This window comes from Aeromonas sp. FL131, from assembly GCF_049860615.1.
GTDB lineage: Bacteria > Pseudomonadota > Gammaproteobacteria > Enterobacterales > Aeromonadaceae > Aeromonas > Aeromonas hydrophila.
Map to the genome: position 1 here is coordinate 1,043,297 of NZ_CP187595.1, position 20,746 is coordinate 1,064,042.

Here is a 20,746-nt window from a genome sequence, read left to right on the forward strand (position 1 = left end):
TTTATCCGGTCGACTCAGTAACCGCCGCGGGCATCCTTCACCGCCAGCCCCAGCTGCCAAACCGCCATGGCGTAGTGGGTGCTGTGGTTGTAGCGGGTGATGGTGTAGAAGTTGGGCAGGCCGTACCAGTACTGATAGCCGGTGCCGACATCCAGGCGCAGCAGGCTCGCCTCGCTGTGGTTGCCGAGGGTGCTGGTGGGGGTCAGCCCGGCGCGGCGCAGGGAGGCGACCGGGTAGCGGGTCTGGAAGCCGTGCTCGTAGCCGGGCAACTGGCCCTGACCGCGTACCGCCACCGGTTGCCCCTTCTCCCAGCCGTGGGCCTTGAAGTAGTTGGCTACGCTACCGATGGCATCCACCGGATCCCACAGGTTGGTGTGGCCGTTGCCGTTGAAGTCCACCGCGTAGCGCTGGAAGCTGGAGGGCATGAACTGGCCGTAGCCCATGGCGCCGGCGTAGGAGCCCTTGGGTTCAGTGGGATCCATCCCCTCGTCGCGGGTCATCACCAGGAAGGATTCCAGCTCGCTGGTGAAGAACTCGGCCCGGCGCGGGTAGTCGAACGCCAGGGTCGCCAGCGCATCCAGGATGCGGGTCTTGCCCATCACCCGGCCCCAGCGGGTCTCCACGCCTATGATGCCGACGATGATCTCCGGCGGCACCCCATACACCTGCTGGGCACGGTTGAGCTCGTTCTCGTACTCACGCCAGAAGCTGACGCCGTTCTGTACGTTATCCGGGGTGATGAACTTGGCGCGGTAGCGATTCCAGGCGCCGGTCGGACCGGTGGGTGGTGTGGTGGTGGGGGCCTGGGCATCCATCAGGCGGATGATCCAGTCATAGCGTTCGGCCTGGGCCAGCACCCGGTGCAGCTCGGCGCCGTCGAAGCCGTGCTTTTGCACCATCCGCTGCACGAAGTTGTCCACGTTGGCGCGATTGGCGAAGTCCCCCTTGCTGACACCCGGCTGGCTCACCTGCCCGTAGAAGGGTTTGCTCGGCGGCGTCTGGTTGATGAAGGCGCTGTTGGGCTGGGGCTTGACCACGGGCTTGGCAGCCGGCGTGCTGCTGCAGCCATAGAGCATGGGAAACAGGGAGAGGGTGAGCACGGAGACAAGGCGACGCATAAGGTTCTCATGAGCCTGAAAAAGAGTGTCGCCATGGTAAAACATTGTCGTCCATGCGCAAGTGTTCCGTAGCGGGCCCTTCCCGCCGTTTGGCCTCAACGCAGGGTGTGGTAACCGCTCCAGAGCCGGGTGAGGGTGGTGATGGCGCAGAGCAGGGCAAAGCCGTAGGCGAGCGGGGCGAAAGCGGCGGGCCACAGGCACATCAGCACGAACAGGGCGATGGTCTCGCTCCCCTCGGTGAGACCGCCCAGATAGTAGAGGGACTTGTGGTGGTAGACCGGATTGTCGATGCCCCGCTTGCCCGCCATGATGGCAAACGCCAGAAAGCTCGAGCCGGTGCCCATGAAGGCAAACAGCAGGGTGGCGGCGGGCAGCGCATTGGCGGGGGCGGCGAGGGCAAAGCCCAGCACCACGGCGGCGTAGAAGATGAAATCCAGCGTGATGTCGAGAAAGCCGCCGCAGTCCGTGATGCCGCTTTCCCGCGCCACAGCGCCGTCGAGCCCGTCCAGCAGCCGGTTGAGCAGGATGGCTGCTAGCGCCCACTCATAGCAGCCAAAGGCCAGCAACGGCAACGCCAGCATACCGATGGCAAAGCCGGTGAGGCTTACCTGGTTGGCGCTGATCCCGACGCGGCAGAGCGGTCTGGCGAGCCGGGTGAGGGGGCTGCGGATAACGGGGATCAGGTGGCGGTCAAACAAGGTGAACTCCTCGGTCAAAAACAGGATTCGGTAAGCTGGAGTATGGTGCCCGGCGCATCGTCTGCGTCGTGGGTCACCAGAATGGCGGGGATGGCCAGTGCCTTGATCTGCGCGAATACCAGCGTGCGAAAGGCGGCCCGCAGCGGCTTGTCGAGGCGGGAGAAGGGCTCGTCCAACAACAATGCCTCGGGCTCGGCCAGCAGTGCTCGCAGCAGGCTGACGCGAGCCTTCTGGCCGCCGGAGAGCGCCCCCGGCAGCTTGTCCGCCTGATTTGTCAGATCCACCTGTGCCAGCGCGGCCACCGCCTTTTCTCGCCGCGCACTTTTTCCCTTGATGGTCGCAGGCATGCCGAACATCAGGTTCTCCGCCACCGTCAGGTGGTCGAACAGCAGATCATCCTGAAACAGCATGCCGATGCGCCGCGCCTGGGGCGGCAGCTGGGTGAGCTGATGCTCGCCGAGGGTCACGTCCCCCTCCAGCCGGAGCGGGCCGCTTGCGGGCAGTACCCCCGCCAGCGCCGCCAGCAGCGAGCTCTTGCCACAGCCACTGGGGCCCATCAGGGTCAACACCTCGCCTGGTGCCACCTGCAGGGCGGGCAGCGAGAGCAGCAGGTTATCCTCCAGATAGAGGCGAAGAGGGGTGGTGTTCAGCATATGGTTATTTCCAACATGAGAGTTCATCGTGAGCCGCCTCCCTTGAGCGCCGGGTTGAGTCGGGCCGGCAGCCAGAGCGCCAGCAGATAGATAGCGAGTGGCAGCAGCAGTTGCAGCAGGCCGTAGAGCCCCGCCAGCCGCCGGTTGAGGCCGCTGCCGATGGCCACCGCCTCGGTGGTGATGGTGACCACCCGGCCGGCGCCAAACAGCAGGGTCGGCAGGTATTGGGCCAGACTCACAGCTGCTCCGACGCCGAAGGCAAACAACAGCGGACGGGCCAGCAGCGGCCCTTTCACCTGCCACCAGGCTCGCCACGGGGTTGCCCCCAGCAGCAAGGCGCTCTGGGTGAGCCGCGCGTCGAACTGGCGATAAGGGCCGTGCAGGCACAAATAAACATAGGGAAAGACAAACAGCAGCTGGCTCCAGAGCACCCAGCCCCAGCCGATACCGTTGCCCCCCCACCCGAGGCTGAACCAGTCTACCCCGAGCCGAATGCCAAACAGCAGGCTGGCCTGCGGCAGCAGCAGCGGCAGGCAGATAAGCCAGAGCGGCCAGGGGCGGCGGCCCGCCTGCGCCTCCAGACTCAGCACCGCCATCACCAGCGCTATGGCTCCGCTCGCCAGCGCCAGCAGGATGCTGGTGGTCAACAGCGGCGACAGAGTCGGCAACAGGTCGAGCCAATAGCGGCCGCTCCACTGGCTTGGCCAAAGGGCGGGAAAGGGCCAGCGCCGGGTCAGCGACCAGAGCAGCAAGGCCCCCAGCACCGCCAGATTGAGGGCAATCAGGGTCGCCACGCTGCCGGTGGCAAGGGCGCGGCCAAGAGCGCTTGGGTTTGCTCGCCGGCCATCGAGCCAGCCGGGTTTGCCAAGGGTTCGATGGGCCAGCTCCAGCAGCCGCAGCAGAGCCAGCAACAGCGCCGTGATGGCGAGCAGCAACAGGGCGCCGCTGGCGGTGGCGCCGCGCCAGACCAGATCCGGGTCCTGATACCAGAGCCACAGGCGCACAGCCAGCGGAGCGGGGGCATCGGGCCCGAGCAGCTGGGCCAGATCCACCACCGCCACCCCGTAGGCGGCTACCGCATAGAGGGGCAGGCGCAGGGCGGGCCACAGCGCCGGCAGCAGCAGGCGCCACCAGATCTGGGGGGTGCTGAAGCCGAGGCTCGCCCCCAGCCACTGCTGGCGCGCCGCCCTGGCGGGGTCTTGCGCGCCGAGCGCCATCAGCAGCAGGAAGGGGGTCTCCTTGAAGATCAGTGCGAAGATCAGCCCAAGCCCGGCGGGATCGCGCAGGGTCTGCCAGTCGGGGGGCAGCGCGAACCCGGTGAGGGTCGGCGAGAGCAGGCGCAGCAACCAGCCGGAGGGGGCGAGCAGAAAGGCAAAGCCGATGGCAAAGGCAACGTGGGGCAGCGCCAGCAAGGGCGAGAGCAGCCGGCGCAGCCAACCGACGGCCCGGCTGTCGCTGTGGGCCAGCAGCAGGGCGGTCAGCAGCAGGCTGGCCAGGGTCGAGGCGGCGGCAATCCACAGGCTCAGCAGTGCCGAGTGCCACAGGCCCGGCTGGGCCAGCAGCAATTGCAGGTGGGGTCGGGTCAACCCCTCAGCCAGCAGTTGCCAGCCCCCCGCCAGCAGCGGGAGACCAAAAACCAAGGCGCACCCGGCAGTGAACAGGGGGCGCCAATCAAGCAAAGAGCGGCCGAACCGGCTCATCAGTGACCGTAGCGCTCGGCCCAGGCCGCTTCGAGCCTGAGCTGCCAGCTGGGGTGGGGTTCGGCCACCGCCTTGAAGCGCAGCGCCGGCACCGGCTGCTGGGAGGCGGGCAGGGTATCGGCCCGCAGCACGCTGGGATCGCCCCAGAAGGCGGGCTCGGCCTTGCGCGCCTGGGCGGCTGGGCTTAGCAGGAAGTTGGCGACCACCTTGGCGCCGGCGCGGGCGTTGGCATTGAAGGGGATGGCGAGGAAGTGGCTGTTGGTGAGCGCCCCTTTCGCCATGGCCACCGCCATCACGCTGGGGGGCAGGGTGCCATTTTGTACCGCGCTCTGCGCTTCCTGCGGGTTGAAGCTGATGGCCATCGCCAGCTCGCCGTCATCGAGCAGCTGGCGGGTTTCGGCGGCGCTGGTCGGAAACAGCTTGCCCTTGCGCCAGAGTGCCGGGTGCAGCTCATCGAGCCAGGCCCAGAGCGGGGCTGTGATCCTGATGAACTCGGCATCGGTCGCCTCCCGATAGAGGGGGGCGGGGTCGGGCGTCAGCTCCAGCAAGATCTGCTTGAGAAAGCTGGAGCCGTGAAACTGGGGTGGCTTGGGATAGGTAAAGCGGCCGGGGTGGGCCTTGGTCCAGGCGAGCAGGGCCGCCGCCGAGGTGGGCAGCTGTTTGACCTCTTCGCCGTTGACCATCAGGTTGAGCTGGCCGATGCCCCAGGGGGCTTCCAGCCCCTCCACCGGCACGGTGAAGTCCTCACTCACCGGCAGGGCGCCGTCGACCAGCGCCATGTTGGGCAGCTCACGGGTAAAGGGGGCGCCGAGCAGCCCCTGCTCCTTGAGCGCCTTGAAGTTCTCGCCGTTGACCCAGAGCAGGTCGATGGGGCCGCCACTGTGCTTGCCCGCCTGCTTGTTGGCCAGCAACTGGCTGACGCTCTGGGCGATGTCATCCACCTTCACCTGCACCAGCTTGACCTGGTATTCGCGCGCCAGCTCCTGGCCGGCCCACACCAGATAGGCGTTGATCTCCGGGCTGCCACCCCAGGCGTTGAAGTAGACGGTCTGCCCCTTGGCCTTCTCAAGGGTCTGCTGCCACTGCGGGTTGTCGCCGGCGTAGGCCTGGGTGAAGAGGAGGCTGCCTGCCAGCAGAGGCAGGGCGCGCAACAGCTGTTTGAACGAGGGCAATGAGTGTCGCATCTGGGTTACCTGGAGTTGAGTCAGGCGCGGCGGCGCCAGCGGTGATAACGGGTCAGCAGCGCCAGCAGGGTGGCGGGCTGACGGGCCCGTCGCCACTCGCCAGCCAGATACTTGTTCCCCTCCATCAGGGTGGGGTAGGCGTGGATGGTGGCGAGGATCTTGCCAAGGCCGAGGTGGTGACGCATGGCGAGCACGAATTCGGCGATCCGCTCGCCGGCGTGAGTGCCCACCAGGGTGGCACCCAGGATCTGATCCTTGCCGGGCACGGTGAGCACCTCGATGAAGCCCTGACGCTCGCCGTCGGCGATGGCTCTGTCCAGTTCGGCCAGCTCGAAGCGGGTCAGCTCGAAGGGGATGCCCTGCGCCCTGGCCTCTTTCTGGTTGAGGCCGACCCGGGCGATTTCGGGGGTGGTGTAGATGGCGGCCGGCATGACCCGATAGTCGGCCCGAAAGCGCTTGAACGGGCTGAACAGGGCATTGATTGCGGCATACCAGCCCTGATGGGCGGCGGCATGGGTGAGCTGGTAAGGGCCCGCTACGTCCCCCACCGCCAGAATGCTGGGGAAGTTGGTGGCAAGGAAGCCATCGACCGCCACCGTGCCGCGCTGGGTCAGCTCCACCCCCAGCGCTTCGAGCCCGAAGCCGCTGACGTTGGCCACCCGGCCCAGCGCCAGCAGCAGCTGATCCCCTGCAACGGTTTGCGTCTCATCGCCCCGGCGCAGTTGCAGCCGGATGGGGAGATCTCCCTCGGCTGCGGGCAGATAGTCGGCTCGCTCGGCGCGCCAGCCGGTGAGCACCCGCACGCCATCGCGGGCCAGCTGTTCCGCCAGCAGCGCGGCCACTTCCCGCTCTTCACGGGGCAGCAGCTGATCCGAGAGTTCCACCAGGGTAACGGGCACCCCTAGCAGGGCAAAACTCTGGGCCAGCTCGCAGCCGATGGGGCCGCCGCCCAGCACCAGCAACTGGCGCGGCGCGGTGCGCAGTTGCCAGAGGGTGTAGGAGGTGAGCCAGGGCACCTGCTCAAGGCCCGGCAGCGTGGGCACCAGCGGCCGGGCGCCGGTGGCGATAACGATATGACGGCTGGCAAGGCGCTGGCCGTTCACCTCCACCTCCCAGGGGGAGACCAGCCGCGCCTCCCCTTCGATACACTCCACCCCCAGCCCCTGATAGCGCTCGATGGAGTCGTGGGGCTCGACCTCCTTGATGACGCGGGCGACCCGTTCCATCACGGCGGCGAAATCGGCGCTGGCTTGACTTGGGCTAAAGCCCAGTTCACTGGCCCGACGCTGTTCGGCGGCAAAGCGGGCGCTTCGGATCAGCGCCTTGGAGGGGACGCAGCCGCTGTTGAGGCAATCGCCGCCCATCTTGTGCTTCTCGATGAGCGCCACTTTGGCCTTCACCGCCGCGGCGATATAGCTGGTCACGAGGCCGCCGGCCCCGGCGCCAATCACCAGCAGGTTGTAGTCATAGTGTTTTGGCTTGCGGTAGGGGGCGTGCAACCGATGCAGGGCGAGACGCCGCTGCAGACCCTTGAGCAGCATCGGCATCAGCCCGAGCAGGGTCAGCGCCACCATCAGACCGGGGGAGAGGATATTGCCGGTGCTGGTGAGGTTGGCAAGCTCGCTGCCTGCCAGCACGTAGACGAAGGTGCCGGGCAGCATGCCAAGCTGGCTCACCCAGTAGTAGGTGCTGACTCTGATGGGAGTGAGCCCCATCAGCAGGTTGACCAGAAAGAAGGGGAAGATGGGGATGAGGCGCAGGCTCAGCAGATATAGCGCCCCTTCCTGCTTCATGCCGGCCTGCAAGCTGGCCAGCTTGTCGCCAAAGCGCCGCTCGACCCAGTCGCGCAGCAGAAAGCGGGCACTGAGAAAGGCCAGGGTCGCGCCAATGCTGCTGGCAAAGGAGACCAGCAGCAACCCCCAGACGACGCCGAATACGGCGCTGCCTGCCAGGGTGAGCAGGCTGGCACCGGGCAGGGAGAGGGCGGTGCTCACCACATAGACGGCGACGAACAGCAGGGCGGCGCTGACGAAATGGCGGTCGACCAGGGCGGCCAGCTCGGCCTGACGGGCCTGCAGCTGGGGCAGACTCAGGTAGTGGCCAAGGTCGAAGGCGAAAAAGGCGCCGATGAGGCAGCCCATCACCAGCACCAGCAGCAGGCGGGAGCCTCTCATCAGGCGTCCTTGTTATCCGGCTGGGCCGGACGCACTGGCTGCACCGGCAGTTGGCAGAAGCCCTGCGGGGGGATATCGAGGGCGGCGTTGAACTTGGCCGACATGTTCTGGAAGGCGATGAGGCCGGTGAGCTCCACCATGGCATCGTCGTCAAACCAGGGCTTGAGGCGGGCGGCCTGCTCATCGCTGACTCCATCAAGCCCCGTCATCGCCTCGGTGTAGTCGAGCACGGCCCGTTCCCGCTCGTCGAACAAGGGGCTTTCGCGCCAGTTGGCGAGCGCCTCCACCTTCTCGCTGGAGCCCGCCCGCTTGATGAGGGTCATGGCATTGATGTCGACGCAAAAGCGGCACCAGTTGAGCTGGGAGACCCGCACCGTCACCAGGGAGCGCAGCACGGGGTCGATGGGGGAGCGCTTGCGGTTGATGACGCCATAGAGGGTGGCGACGGCGGCAAACAGGCGCGGCGAGCGGCCCCAGCACTTGCCCGGAATGAGCACCTGGCCGTAGTGGCGCTGTTGCAGCCAGAAAAAGGGGCGGATAAACCAGGCATATTCCCGATCGGCTTTCACCTCGACGCGCATGGATGACCTTCTTATTGCTTCAAGTTGGGTTTGTAGGCCTGACCCAGCCGCTCGTTGAGGCGGATCAGAAACTCCTCTATGCGGGCCCGGTTGGTGCCCAGGTCGCTCTGCCCCTGACGGGAGGCGGAGCGCATGTCGATGCGGGTCTCCTTGGGCCCGGCAAAGACCCGCAGCGCCACGTCATCCTGAAAACCAAACCAGCCGGTGGTGACCACCGCCTCGAGTCCTTCCGGGCTTGGCCGCACTTGCCAGCCGAGCTGCTCCATCAGGGCGTGGGCCTCGGTGATCACCTCGACCGGGGAGGCGCTGGTAAAGAGAGGACCGGGTTTCCCCTCAACAGCTTTCAAGGGGGCCGGATTAATCGGCAGATCCTGCGCCGTTCTGAGTTCGCTGGCCCAGTGCAACTGGGGCGGGTTGTTGGGATCCGTGCTCACATCGTTGACCAGCGGCGTGCGCAGCGCCTGCACCACGAAGGCCAGGGGCAACAGCAGGGGTACGGCGCCCCAGCCATTGGCGCAGCGATTGCGAGACCAGGGCAGGCGAGCCAGCAAGACGAGGGAGACGAGGGCCCCGAGCAGGCAGATGGCGAACCCCAGCCACCAGGGCCAGAGGTGAACACGGCTGCCGAGGGCGCCGGCGAGCGGCAGCAACCAGGCCAGAAGCGGCCACCACAAATATCTGGGCATAACGGGGATCCACTGGTTATGATGGACAAGTGCCCAGAAGGATAAACTTAATTGACTGATAACGTTAGTAAATTTATCTCAATCCTGCTGCTTTTCCCAAGCGTTCCGCTGTGGGCGGACAGCGCCGTGCTGGCGGCGGGGGACATGTGGCGCGCCGAAGCCGTCTACGAGACCCTGCCTGGGGTCAGCCGGGTGGAGCCGGGCTACGTCAGCCAGCTGGCGGCGACGGGGTCGAGCTGGCGGGAAGTGCCGCCGCGGCGCCAGGCGGTGCGCATCGACTATGACCCGGTCAAGGTGGGTTATGGCGATCTGCTCAACGTGTTCTGGCAGCTGGTGGATGGGCGCGATGGCGAGGGCCAGTATTGCAATCGGGGGCTGGCATTTGCGCCGGCCCTGCTGCCAAAGGATGACTATCAGTGGCGCTTGGTCCAGGTGAGCCTGACGCGCTGGCAGGCGCTGCACGGGCGGCCGAGCCGGGTTGCGCTTTGGCCGCAGAGCCGGTTCACCCCGGCGCCGGAGATGGAGGACTGGGCGGCTCGCCACCCCTGGCGTTTCGGCTTCTATGCCCGCCGCTGCGGCGGCTGGCCGGTGGAGTTGAACCCAGAACCCTGAACCGGGCCCTGAACTCAGCTGCGGTAGAGCACCTTGATAAGGTGGAAGCCGAACTTGGTGCGCACCGGGCCGAGCACGGCCAGCAGCTCGCCCTTGAACACGGCATCGTCAAACGCCTTGACCATGTCGCCCTTCGAAAACTCCCCCAGATCGCCGAAGCGCTTGCTGGAGGCGCAGGTGGAGAAGCGCTTGGCCATCTGGCCGAAGTCGGCTCCCTTGGCAATCTTCTCCTTGATCTCCAGACACTCTTTCTCGGTCTTGACCAGGATGTGCTGGGCACAGGCTTTTCTCATCGGGACGCTCCTCGGCGGTGGGCAAATCGGGGGCGCAAAGAGTACTCCAATTCCTGCCGCGCGTCAGCCGTCATGGCAAATTCAGCTGCGGGCACGGGCAGCAAGCCGGGTTCTGGGCCGTGCCTGCCAGAGGATCTCCAGCCCGAGCAGGGCATGCAGGCTCCAGATGGCCAGCGGATTGAGCCAGTTGCCCCCCAGTTGCAGGGTCGCCAGGGCGCTGCCCGCCAGCAGCAAGGTGATGCCCGGCAGGCGCCAGTGGGCCGGCAGCGGTGCCAGCATGGCCATGCCCAGCAGGATGGCGAGCCCGAACGGCAGGTTCAGCGCGGTGAAGGCCAGCGCCTGCTGGCCGTTCATGCCGGTCAGCAGGGCCAGCAGGGCGCTGCAACAGGCGAGAAAAGTGATGAATTCGAGTCGGTCGGCGATGTAGTCCGCCATCTGTTCGCTGCGTGCGTGCATGCGGTGTCTCCTCTGGTGGGATGCGAGCCTTGGTGCAATGACCCCAGTGTGGGCGAGAAGTGAGCAGGGGGGCAGCGGGATAAATCGATTGGGTTGAACGAGGCTTTGATTGGGCGATGGCAACTGTTTGATCCTGCAAGATAAAATGCACTACCTCTACGGGAGTGGGGCAAGGCGGGCGGCCCAGTGGCAAGGAGGATGCAGCTGGCGGGCCCGCTGAGAGAGGGACTTGCCGCTATCTTGACCAGTTGCCGACAGTTGATGTCGCGCCCATCGGCCAACAAGGGGTGGCGCGATACCGGGCCGGATGGGCCGCCAGGGGCCATCTGGCATGGCCGTGTTGGTCATGGATTGCCCTTTTTGGCCCGCAGTGGCATAAGTCTGCGGGGGAAAGTGTGAAAAATGCGCGGCCTGCGCGGGCAAAGGCTTCAATAATATGGCGAAATTCGGTGTCACCCCGCTCTGATGTCGGGCCGGGGATATGCTAGGATGAGGCGCGTTTGCGATCGAGTGAGCCTCATATTCGTTCTGAATATCGCATTATTTTAATCATGTTCTTCGGGGAAATTGACGTTTGACAGGATGCAATCCGCCCCTGCCTGCAGGGATCTCACCGCCCGCACGGGCCTTTCGTCGTGGGCTTCGCGCGCTGGGACTGAGCCTCTGTCTGCTGCTGTTCGTCACGCCCGCCATGGCGGCCAAACTCACCTATCAGATCAAGGGACTGAAGGGGGAGAACAAGGACAACGTCGAGGCCTACCTCAACGCCCTGCCGGTCTATCAGGAGCGCCAGTACCGTCCGGCCCGCGCCAAGATCACCGAGAGCGTGCAAAAGGCGCTGCAGGTCTATGGCTACTATCAGCCCAAGATCACCCTGAGCCGCGACAAGAAGGCGCCCGCCAAAGTGATCATCGAGGTGGAGCCGGGCAAGCCGGTCATCATCTCCCGTCTCGACATCCTGCTGGAAGGGGATGCCAGCAGCGACGAGCTCTACAGCGAGCTGTTGGACAAGCTGCCCCTGAAAGAGGGGGACCCCCTCAACCACGGCAAATACGAATCCATCAAGGCGGATCTGGGCAGTCTGGGGCTGGCCCGCGGCTACTTCGACGCCAAGATCAGCAAGAGCCAGGTCAAGGTGTTCCCGGATCAGGGCACCGCCGAGATCTACATCCTGTTTCGCTCCGGCCCGCGCTACCACTTCGGCGAGATCCACTACGACGCCACGCCGGAGGCGCTGCGCCTCATCCGCCCGCTCATCAACATCAAGAGCGGCGCCCCCTATCTGGCGATCCGGCTGGCGGAGATGTCGCAGGATGTCTCCTCCACCAAGCTGTTCAAGCAGGTGGACATCAAGCCGCTCATCAGCCAGGCCGAGGGCAACCGGGTGCCGGTGCAGGTGACCCTCTCCAACCGGGTCGATCACGAGATTGAAACGGGTATCGGCTATGCCACCGACGTGGGGCCGCGCATGAGCGCCACCTGGGAGAAGCCCTGGGTCAACCGCTACGGTCACCGGCTCAACGCCACCGCGAAGGTCTCCCAGCCCGAGGCCGAGCTCAGCTTCGACTACCAGATCCCGGTGGGCAACCCGCTGCGGGACTACTACTCGCTGCAGGCCGGTTATCAATACAAGGACAACAACGATACCCGCTCCGACCTGACCACCCTCAGCGTGCACCGCTGGAAGCGGCGGCCGGAGAGCTGGGACCGGGACGTGTTCATCCGGCTGGAGAACGAGATCTATACCCAGGGCGCCGACGAGGGCAACAGCTTGCTGCTGATCCCCGGCGTCTCCTGGTCGCGGCTGCGGGTGCGCGGCGGTCTGGTGCCCGACTGGGGCGATCGCCAGCAGCTCACCCTGGAGTTTTCCGATCCCTATTGGGGCTCCGACATCAGCTTCGTGCGGGTGTGGGGGCGCAGCAAGTGGCTGCGTACCCTGGGGGAGGATCACCGCTTCCTGCTGCGGGCTGAACAGGGGGCCATCATAGGGGACAGCTTCTCGCTGGTGCCGCCTTCGCTGCGCTTCTTTACCGGTGGTGACCAGACGGTGCGCGGCTACGGCTACGAGACCATCTCGCCGCGCGGCAGCGACGGCAAGCTGCTGGGGGGTCGCTACGTGAGCGTCGCCAGTGCCGAGTACAACTACCGCTTCAGCGACAAGTGGCTGGGGGCCCTGTTCGTGGACAGCGGTACCGCCACGGTCGACTATAGCGAGGCCTGGAAGATAGGCACCGGGGTTGGCGTGCGCTGGGTGACCCCCATCGGTCAGGTCAGGCTCGATCTGGCGGTGGGCATTTCCGAGGAGGAGAAGCCGCTGCGACTCCACTTCGCGCTGGGGCCTGAACTATGATCCGGCCACGCTCCACTCCTCTCATCTTCTGTTCTCCTGACCGGCCGCTGCGGCTGCATCTTTCGCGGGGGTCTGCACTGTGATCTGGGTAAAACGTATTTTTCTCTGGCTGATGGGGCTCATCTTCCTGCTGCTCATCGGTGTCAGCCTGCTGGGCTTCACCCATCAGGGCAACAAGTGGCTGTGGCAGCAGGCCAGGGCCGCCCTGCCTTCCCTCAAGGGGGAGCTGGTGGCGGGCCAGCTCGGCTATGGCTGGACCCTGGAAGGGGTCGGCTGGCAGGACGAGCTGGTGGACGTCACGGTAGATCGCGCCGTGCTGGACTGGGATCTGGGCAAGCTGCTGCAGGGCAAGCTCTGGATCAAATCCCTTAACGTCACCCACCCGGTGGTCAAGGTCGCCGACTCCGAACCGACCCCGGAAGAGCCGTCAGAGCCCTTCGTCTGGCACCCGCTGCCCCTGAAAATTCAGGTCGACAGCCTCCAGGTGGCGGATCTCGATGTGACGGTGCCCGGGGTGGGGGTGAGCCTCAAGTCCCTCGACATAGGCGCCACCCTCAGCCGCAAGGGGCTGATCGTGCAGGGGCCCGTGCTGGATGGCCTCAAGGTGACCCTGGCCGAGACGCCGGCCACCGAGGCTGCCAAACCGGCTGCCGCCAAGGCAAGCTCCCAAGACAAGGCTGCGGCCAAGTCGCCTGTCACCGCCAAGGCGAAGCCGGCGGATGAGAGCAAGGCGCAGCAGGCAACCAAGGCAGCCCCCATCGCGCTGCCCGCCATCCGGCTGCCTTTCCCCATCCAGCTGGAAGGATTGCAGGTCACGGCGTTTCGCTATCAGCAGGGTGAATTGATTGAAGGGCTCGACAAGCTGCTGCTGTCGGCCAGTGCCGAGGGGAGCGACATCGCGCTGCGCGAGCTCTCCCTGCGCCACGCCATGGCGGATCTGGCGCTCAAGGGCAAGATCCAGCTCAAAGACGATTATCCGCTGGCCCTGACCCTGGATGCCAAGGCCCGCAAGGGGCTGCTGGATGGCGAGCTGCAGGGGCAACAGGCCAGCCTGACCCTCGGCGGTTCGGTGGGCAAGCTGGCATTGTCGCTGCAGGCCAAGGGACAGGTGGCCGCCAGCCTCAAGGGGTCTCTGGCGGCCCTCGACCCCGACTTGCCCTTTGATGCGGGGCTGGAGTGGAAGAGCCTGGGCTGGCCGCTGCACAAGCCTGCCAAAGATGAGCCCAGCTACCGGCTGGACAATGGCAGTTTGAGTGCCAAGGGCAAGCTCTCCGGCTACCAGTTTGCCTTGAATACCGCCGGCAAGGGCACGGACGTGCCCCCCTTCAAGCTGGCGCTGACGGGCAAGGGGGATCTGACGCAGCTGAACCAGATCAACCTGCTGCTCAACGCCCTCAAGGGGGAGCTCAAGCTGGACGGCAAGCTCGCCTGGGACAAGGGGGTACGCTGGCAGGGCACCACGGAATTCAAGGGGATCAACCCGGCCGAGCTGGTGCCCGAGCTCAAGGGGGCGCTGGCGGGCAAGATTGCCAGCCGTTTCGAGCTCGATGAGGCGGGCCACTGGCAACTGCAACTGCCCGAGCTGAAGGTGGATGGCAAGCTCAACCAGTATCCGCTGGCCATCAAGGGCAGCGCGAGCGGCAACGACAAGATGGAGTGGACCATCCCGGCGCTGGCGCTGCAAAGCGGCCCCAACCAGCTGCAGGCCAAGGGCAGCCTGAGCCAGCAGGCGTGGAAACTGGATGCGGATCTCAATGCCCCCAACCTGGCCGGGCTCTACCCCGGCCTCAAGGGGGACATCAAGGGGCAGGTGCGCCTGACCGGCAATCAGCAGGCACCACGGGTCACCACCGAGCTGGCTGCCAGCCGCCTCTATTATGCCGGCACCGATCTGAAGGGGATCGCCATCAAGGGCAATGCCCTGGTCGGTGACAAGCCGGCAGGGGAAGTGGCCCTGACGGTGGCCAGCCTGGTACAGGGGGCGACCAGCCTCAGCCAGCTGGCGCTCAATCTGAGCGGCGATCTCAACCAGCACGCCCTGTCGCTCACCATGAAGGGCGACCCGGTGGCGGCCAACCTCAAGTTGAGCGGCGGTCTGCGCGGGGATCGTTGGCGCGGTGCCCTCAGCGAGCTCAAGTTGAAGACACCGCTGCGGCGCTGGGAGCTGAGCGCGCCCTGGGCCCTCGACCTCGACCTGCCGCGTCAGCGGCTGACCATGGGGGATCTCTGCCTCGGCTCCCAGGGGGCCAGCCTCTGCGTCAAGGGCAGCCAGGTATCGGCCCAGCAGGGCAGCCTGGAGTTTGCCCTCAACCAGTTCGACCTCAAGCGTCTGCGGCCCTGGCTGCCGGACAACTTCCGCTGGCAGGCGGTGCTCTCTGCCGACGGGCGGGCCAGCTGGCGCGGCAATCAGCCGACCCTGCACGCCACCGTGCGCACCACGCCGGGCACTTTTGTGGCCGACGAGCTCAAGACCGACTATCAGCGCCTCGAGCTCGGGGTGGACTTCGAGCGCCAGCAGGCGGCGATCCGGCTCGACTTTGCCTCCGAGCAGATCGGCAACATCGATACCAAGCTCTATATCCGGGATCCGTCCGGTCGCGGCAATCTCTCCGGCCAGCTCAAGTTTGACGACCTCAAGCTGACCACCTTCGCCCCGCTCATCCCCGAGGTGCGCTCCCTGCAGGGGGTCATCTCGGCCGATGCCCGCTTCGACGGTACCCTGGCCTCGCCGCTGCTGTTTGGTCAGCTCAACCTGCTGGATGGGGAGGTGCAGACCCACTCCGACATGGTGACCCTCTCCAAGCTGGTGACCCGCCTCAAGATTGAAGGCAACCGGGCCGAACTGGACGGCACCATGCTGGTGGGCAAGGGGCCGTTGGCACTGGGGGGCTGGCTGAGCTGGGCACAGCTGCCGGTCACCGGCAGCCTCACCATCCAGGGCAAGGAGCTGGAAGCCCAGTATCCTGGCATGGGCCGGGTGCGGGTCTCCCCGGACATTGCCATCTCGCTGGGGGAGGAGACCCGGATCACCGGTCAGGTCGACATCCCCTGGGCGCGGATCCTGGTCAAGAGCCTGCCCGAGAGCGCGGTGGCGGTGTCGGACGACGTGACCGTGGTCTACGACGATCTGCCGCCGGTGCCCAAGGCGGCGCCGCTGCCGATGGCGATCAAGCTGGCCATCCGGCTGGGTGACGACGTGCGGCTGGAGGCGATGGGGCTCAAGACCAAGGTGGGGGGCGGCATCAACATCCGCCAGGATCCCTCGCGGCCGCTGGCGGGCAATGGCCAGCTGGTGCTCAACGACGGGCGCTTCAAGGCCTATGGCCAGAACCTCATCATCAAGGATGGCCGCATCCTCTTCTCCGGCCCCCTCGATCAGCCGTTCCTCAACATAGAGGCGTATCGGGATCCCGATACCATCGAGGACAAGGTGACGGTGGGGGTGCGGGTGACCGGACCGGCCAGCAAGCCCAAGATCACCGTCTATTCGGAGCCGCAGCTGGCCCAGTCCGAGCAGCTCTCCTACTTGCTGCGCGGCAAGGGGCTGCAGACCAGCGGCGAGGATGGCGGCTTCAACGGCCTGCTGGTGGCGGGCGCGGTCAGCCAGGCCAACGGCGTGGTCTCCAGTCTGGGGGAATCCCTCGGCATGAGCGACGTGGCCCTCGACACTGCCGGCAGTGGCGACAACACCCAGGTGACCCTGTCGGCCTACCTGCTGCCGGGGCTGCAGTTCCAGTACGGGGTCGGGGTGTTCAGCCCCATCGCCGAGTTCAAGCTGCGCTACGAGCTGATGCCCAGGCTCTACCTGCAGGCCATGAGCGGGGTGGCCCAGGCGGTGGATATCTTCTATCGCTTCACCCTGTAGCGGGCAGGAAGAGACAAAAACGGGAGGCACAAGCCTCCCGTTTTTATTGGTGGCATTGATGCGGCTGATGCTGATGTTGATGAACAGAGAGGGGATGCTGAAAAGCGAAAACCCGGCGCGAGGCCGGGTTTTCTTGAATGATGGTGGAGGGAGAAGGATTCGAACCTTCGAAGGCAGAGCCGTCAGATTTACAGTCTGATCCCTTTGGCCGCTCGGGAACCCCTCCACGGGGTATTGCCAATTTTGTTCACGACGGGTGCCGTGACTGCACTTGAAATGGTGGAGGGAGAAGGATTCGAACCTTCGAAGGCAGAGCCGTCAGATTTACAGTCTGATCCCTTTGGCCACTCGGGAACCCCTCCACAAGTGCGAGGCGCATACTAACAGATCTGCCGGGGTTGTGAACCCCTTGGCGGGATTTTTCCTGCTTAAAGGATCGGATTTGCGGCCGATAAAGGATGAAACCACCGTTTCCAAGAGTTATCTCATGCTACCCAGCGCCATTCGTGAGCAGTGGCTGGTGGACGAGGCCCAGCTGGGGCAACGTCTCAACCAGGATCTCCAGCACGGAGACAGGGCTGACTTTCGCCTGCATCTGGCCCTGCTGACCGATGCGGTGGAAGAGCAGCCCTGGTTCGATCCCAGGCAGCCAGCAAAGGGTGAGAGCCGGGTCTGGCGCAGCCGCTTTGAGCTGCCGCCAGCCACGCCCTTGCAGGGCAGTGCAAACGATGAAGAGGCCGCTCTGCTCAACGAGCGGCTGCAACAGGGGGGCTCCATGGTGGATGTGCGGCTCTGGCTGGCGCTGCGCTCACCGCCGCTGCTCGGCGCCCCGCCTGCGCTGGAGCCCGCCGTCTATGACAACCTCTCGCCGCTTGGACGGGAGCGCTGGCAGGGCAAGCTGGCGGATCAGCCCAGACGCGACGATCCCCTGCTGATGCTGCCGATCCTCGATACGCTCAAGGCGGGGGTGGATGCCAGGCTGTACTGGCTCAGTGGTTGCTGAAGGCGACAAACGCCGGCATTCGGACAGCAAAAAGGCGGGGAGATCCCGCCTTTGTCGTTTCTGGTTGTGCCGTGGCGCAGTTTAGGCGTCGGCTTCATCCTCTTGCGGCACTTCCTTGCCAGCCGCTGCGGCGCGACGGGCGATGGGTTTCTCGGTGTGGCGGTTGATCTGGCGCTCCAGCTTTTGCCCCAGTTCGGTGATGGCGGCGTACAAGTCCTCATGTTCTGCCTGGGCAAACAGCTTGCCGTTGGGGATGCCAGCAGTGGCTTCAACGATGAACATCAGACGCTCTTTGGAGACAATCACATGGGGTGTGATAAGAGGCACCTGAAGACGCTCGAGCTTGTCAAAACGGGATTCAATGCGCTCGCGGATAGCCGGGGTGATGTCGATGATTTTGCTGGTAATTTCGATTTTCATATTGGCCCCCTTCGGGTCGTCTTGCTTGTGTCTTCACCTTCAGATTACTCATGGCTGAACATTAAAATGTGATCTATGTCACGAACTGTGGCCTTGCTTCCGAGGGGAGGAATAAATTGTGATCTTTTCCCGTTCTGCACCAAAAAGCGCTTGAGCTCCACGAAACTGGCAGGCAGTATGGAGAAACTTGGATCGTTTCTGTCCCTTCGTGGCAGCGCCGCATGTCGACCTCATGTCCGGTTTTCACCGCTTAGTCTCGCATCTTTTGCACTTTCTCCCCGCACCGCCCTTGCCGACGTGCGCGCTGTGAATGTGGGCGCTGCCAAGTCGTCAGGGGCTTGAACGTGGTTGTTGTGGTGTTGGAGTAGTACATGAAACAGCAGGCCACTCAGATGATGTGGTTTTATGATCGGCAACACGCCCAGTGGAGTCTGTCCGATCATGCCTCCTACCAGCTCTGGCAAGGAGAGGGGCCTCACCCCTGGTTCGGGCAATTGGCGGCAGATGACGAGGCCGGCTTTGCCGACTTTCTCGCCAGGCTTTACCACTCACAGCAACCGGCCCAGTTCATCGGTCACCTCTGCGAGGAGGGTGGCGAGGTGCGCCATGTGCTCTGGAGCGGCCAGTACGTGCCGGCCCAGCAGATGTGCTGCGGCTGGATTGCACCGCTCGACACCACCCGCAGCACCCAGCTGCCTGCCGACCTCTCCCAGCAACTGCCGTTGCTGCAAGACCCCTTGTTGACCCAGCTGGCGCAGGCGCTCTCTGCCAGAACCGGGCTCGATTTCTTCAATACTCTGGTCAATCAGCTCGCCCACATCCTGGTGGCGGACGCGGTCTGGCTGGCGGAGCGCACCGGCGGCGGACGGCTCAAGGTGCTGGCTTGCCATGGCATCGACCTCAAGGAGTACGAACTCGACGGCATGCCCTGCCAGCAGGTCTATCTGGCGGGGCAGGCCTGCGTCATTCCCCTGGCGAACGATCTGCCCTCCTGTACCGGTTTCAAAGGGGGGCAGGGTTACTACGGCCTGCCGCTGTGTGATCGCAACGGCCAGATCCTGGGTCACCTGGCGCTGATCTTCTCCGATCAGAGCGCGATCCCCAATCTGGGGTCGGTGCTGACCACCTTCTCCATGCGCATGGTGGCGGAGCTGGAGCGGCTGCAGAGCGATGCCCAGCTGCGCCTGTCGGCCGTGGCGTTTGAAACCCATGAAGGGATCATCATCACCGACCCCGATTTCAAGATTTTGCGGGTCAACCACGCCTTCAGCCAGATCACCGGCTTTGACAGCCAGCGGGTGATCGGCCTGCATCTGGGCAACGATCTCTGGTGCGGGCTGGGGGGACTTGGCTACGAGCTCGGCACCCTGAGCCGCTGGCAGGGGGAGACCCAACGGCTGCACGCGGATGGCTACCCCTATCCGCAGTGGGAGATAGTCACCCCGGTGCAGGATGACAGGGGGGAGATCAGCCACTTCGTCATCTGTTTCGAGGATATCTCCGAGCGCAAGGAGGCCGAGCGCCGCATCCAGGATCTCGCCTATTACGACGAGCTGACCGGCCTGCCCAACCGCCGCCAGCTGCACGAAACCCTGGCCCACGCCTTTGGCGAGGCGAGCCGCGACTATTTGATCGGCGCCTTGCTGTTCATCGATCTGGATCACTTCAAGACCATCAACGACTCTCTCGGCCACGCCACCGGCGACTGGTTGCTCAAGGAGGTCGCCAGCCGGCTCAAGCGGCTGGTACGGCAAGGGGATTGTCTGGCGCGACTCGGCGGCGACGAGTTCGTGCTGCTGCTGCCCTCGCTCTCGGCGAGCCCCCCCCAGGCGGAAATGCAGGCCGACCTCATTGCCGAGCGGCTCATCAGCGAGATTGCGGCCCCCTACAACCATGCGGGCCAGGTGCTGCACATCGGCGCCAGCGTCGGCATCACCCTCTTCCCCGGTCGGGAGCAAGGGGTGGACGATCTGCTCAAGCAGGCGGACACCGCCATGTATCAGGCCAAGTCGGCCGGTCGCAAGACCCGGCGCTTCTTCGATGCCTCCATGCAGTTGCAGGCGGATCGCCGGCTGCTCATTCACAACGAGCTGCGTAGCGCCCTTGACCAGCAGGAGCTGACCCTCTACTACCAGCCCCAGCACATGGTGGAGGGGGGCGACATCATCGGCGTCGAGGCGCTGATCCGCTGGCAGCCGCCAGGCCGGGCTCTGGTGTCGCCCGCCGAGTTCATTCCCATCGCCGAGGAGACGGACCTTATCGTCGACATCGGCAACTGGGTGTTGTACGAGGCCTGCGCCCAGTACGTGCGCTGGGAGGAGAACGGCATCCACATCCCGCAGCTGTCGGTCAACGTCAGTGCCAAGCAGTTTCACGCCACCGACTTTGTCGATCGGATCCACGACGTGCTGGCCTCCACCGGCATGGATCCCGCCAGCTTGAATCTGGAGATCACCGAGTCCGTGGTGCTGGGGCACGCTGAAGACACCATCAGCAAGATGAGCGAGCTCAAGGCGCTCGGCATCAGCTTTGCCATCGATGACTTCGGCGCCGGTTACTCCTCCCTGAGCTACCTCAAGCGGTTGCCGGCGGACGAGCTCAAGATCGACCGCTCCTTCATCCAGGACATCCCGCGCGATGGCGACAACATGGCCATCGTCGAGGCGGTGATCGCCATGGCGCGCCACATGGGCTTCAACGTGACGGCGGAAGGGGTGGAGTCGCGCCAGCAGCTGGAGTTTCTGCAGGCCCAGGGCTGTCACTTCTACCAGGGCTACCTGGCTTCCAAGCCGCTGCCGGTGCCTTATCTGGAGCGCTACGTGCAGCGTCTTGCCCGTAGCGAAAGCCCGCTGGCCGGGGGTAAAAATAGTCTCGCCGGCGAGCTGTAGCCCCTCGGGTTAACGGGTAGAATGAGGGAATATGACACCACCGCCAACGGGCGGTGGCATTGCCT

Annotated in this window: 16 protein-coding genes and 2 tRNA genes; 5 read left to right on the forward strand and 13 right to left on the reverse strand. The window is 65.0% G+C overall.

The features are described from left to right. Window positions 1–14: 14 nt before the first annotated feature. The 8 genes from mltB to ACPW75_RS05075 all read right to left on the reverse strand — a co-directional run bounded on the left by mltB (window position 15) and on the right by ACPW75_RS05075 (window position 8,794). Window positions 15–1,118, reverse strand: a complete 1,104-nt coding sequence (gene mltB, locus ACPW75_RS05040; protein ID WP_011705439.1) for a lytic murein transglycosylase B — start codon at window positions 1,116–1,118, stop codon at window positions 15–17. 95 nt (window positions 1,119–1,213) lie between these two features. Further along, a complete protein-coding gene (locus ACPW75_RS05045) occupies window positions 1,214–1,816 on the reverse strand; it encodes a CDP-alcohol phosphatidyltransferase family protein (RefSeq protein ID WP_077095607.1) in 603 nt (200 codons plus the stop codon). A 14-nt stretch (window positions 1,817–1,830) separates the two neighbouring features. Beyond that, complete coding sequence (locus ACPW75_RS05050; RefSeq protein ID WP_077095582.1) at window positions 1,831–2,469, reverse strand: ATP-binding cassette domain-containing protein; 639 nt, start codon at window positions 2,467–2,469, stop codon at window positions 1,831–1,833. Between the two features lie 23 nt (window positions 2,470–2,492). Next, window positions 2,493–4,169, reverse strand: a complete 1,677-nt coding sequence (locus tag ACPW75_RS05055) for an ABC transporter permease (protein WP_190283650.1) — start codon at window positions 4,167–4,169, stop codon at window positions 2,493–2,495. Beyond that, window positions 4,169–5,353, reverse strand: a complete 1,185-nt coding sequence (locus ACPW75_RS05060; protein ID WP_190283649.1) for an ABC transporter substrate-binding protein — start codon at window positions 5,351–5,353, stop codon at window positions 4,169–4,171. Before ACPW75_RS05060 ends, ACPW75_RS05055 begins: the two co-directional genes overlap by 1 nt. A 20-nt stretch (window positions 5,354–5,373) precedes the next feature. Then, on the reverse strand, window positions 5,374–7,527 hold the full coding sequence (locus ACPW75_RS05065; RefSeq protein WP_077095579.1) for an FAD-dependent oxidoreductase: 2,154 nt from the start codon (window positions 7,525–7,527) through the stop codon (window positions 5,374–5,376). Continuing rightward, the gene (locus ACPW75_RS05070) at window positions 7,527–8,108 is read right to left on the reverse strand and encodes a carboxymuconolactone decarboxylase family protein (protein WP_077095578.1); all 582 of its coding nucleotides are present in this window, start codon (window positions 8,106–8,108) and stop codon (window positions 7,527–7,529) included. The genes ACPW75_RS05065 and ACPW75_RS05070 overlap by 1 nt, the downstream gene beginning before the upstream one ends. An 11-nt stretch (window positions 8,109–8,119) precedes the next feature. Continuing rightward, complete coding sequence (locus tag ACPW75_RS05075; protein WP_077095577.1) at window positions 8,120–8,794, reverse strand: DUF1499 domain-containing protein; 675 nt, start codon at window positions 8,792–8,794, stop codon at window positions 8,120–8,122. A gap of 51 nt (window positions 8,795–8,845) precedes the next feature. On the opposite strand from ACPW75_RS05075, the gene ACPW75_RS05080 reads away from it, so the two are divergent. After that, the gene (locus ACPW75_RS05080; protein ID WP_077095576.1) at window positions 8,846–9,406 is read left to right on the forward strand and encodes a peptide-methionine (S)-S-oxide reductase; all 561 of its coding nucleotides are present in this window, start codon (window positions 8,846–8,848) and stop codon (window positions 9,404–9,406) included. Window positions 9,407–9,420: 14 nt separating this feature from the next. Here the strand turns inward: ACPW75_RS05080 and ACPW75_RS05085 are convergent, their stop codons facing one another. Both ACPW75_RS05085 and ACPW75_RS05090 read right to left on the reverse strand, forming a co-directional pair. Beyond that, entirely contained in the window at window positions 9,421–9,699 is a 279-nt protein-coding gene (locus ACPW75_RS05085; RefSeq protein ID WP_077095575.1) for a peptidylprolyl isomerase, read from the reverse strand. A gap of 81 nt (window positions 9,700–9,780) precedes the next feature. Next, complete coding sequence (locus ACPW75_RS05090; protein ID WP_029301378.1) at window positions 9,781–10,155, reverse strand: hypothetical protein; 375 nt, start codon at window positions 10,153–10,155, stop codon at window positions 9,781–9,783. A 574-nt stretch (window positions 10,156–10,729) separates the two neighbouring features. Between ACPW75_RS05090 and ACPW75_RS05095 the strand changes: the two genes are divergently transcribed. Continuing rightward, the gene (locus tag ACPW75_RS05095; protein ID WP_077095574.1) at window positions 10,730–12,505 is read left to right on the forward strand and encodes an autotransporter assembly complex protein TamA; all 1,776 of its coding nucleotides are present in this window, start codon (window positions 10,730–10,732) and stop codon (window positions 12,503–12,505) included. A gap of 79 nt (window positions 12,506–12,584) precedes the next feature. Further along, the gene (locus ACPW75_RS05100; protein ID WP_077095573.1) at window positions 12,585–16,370 is read left to right on the forward strand and encodes an autotransporter assembly complex protein TamB; all 3,786 of its coding nucleotides are present in this window, start codon (window positions 12,585–12,587) and stop codon (window positions 16,368–16,370) included. Window positions 16,371–16,511: 141 nt separating this feature from the next. Here ACPW75_RS05100 and ACPW75_RS05105 read toward each other — a convergent pair. Beyond that, window positions 16,512–16,596, reverse strand: a tRNA-Tyr gene (locus ACPW75_RS05105). Window positions 16,597–16,647: 51 nt separating this feature from the next. Next, a tRNA-Tyr gene (locus tag ACPW75_RS05110) sits at window positions 16,648–16,732 on the reverse strand. A 125-nt stretch (window positions 16,733–16,857) separates the two neighbouring features. Between ACPW75_RS05110 and ACPW75_RS05115 the strand changes: the two genes are divergently transcribed. Beyond that, the gene (locus tag ACPW75_RS05115) at window positions 16,858–17,373 is read left to right on the forward strand and encodes a VC2046/SO_2500 family protein (protein ID WP_077095606.1); all 516 of its coding nucleotides are present in this window, start codon (window positions 16,858–16,860) and stop codon (window positions 17,371–17,373) included. 81 nt (window positions 17,374–17,454) lie between these two features. Here ACPW75_RS05115 and hpf read toward each other — a convergent pair whose 3' ends face one another. Beyond that, window positions 17,455–17,793, reverse strand: a complete 339-nt coding sequence (gene hpf / locus ACPW75_RS05120; protein WP_016350234.1) for a ribosome hibernation-promoting factor, HPF/YfiA family — start codon at window positions 17,791–17,793, stop codon at window positions 17,455–17,457. Window positions 17,794–18,164: 371 nt separating this feature from the next. Between hpf and ACPW75_RS05125 the strand changes: the two genes are divergently transcribed. Continuing rightward, complete coding sequence (locus ACPW75_RS05125; protein WP_077095572.1) at window positions 18,165–20,681, forward strand: putative bifunctional diguanylate cyclase/phosphodiesterase; 2,517 nt, start codon at window positions 18,165–18,167, stop codon at window positions 20,679–20,681. Window positions 20,682–20,746 lie beyond the last annotated feature (65 nt).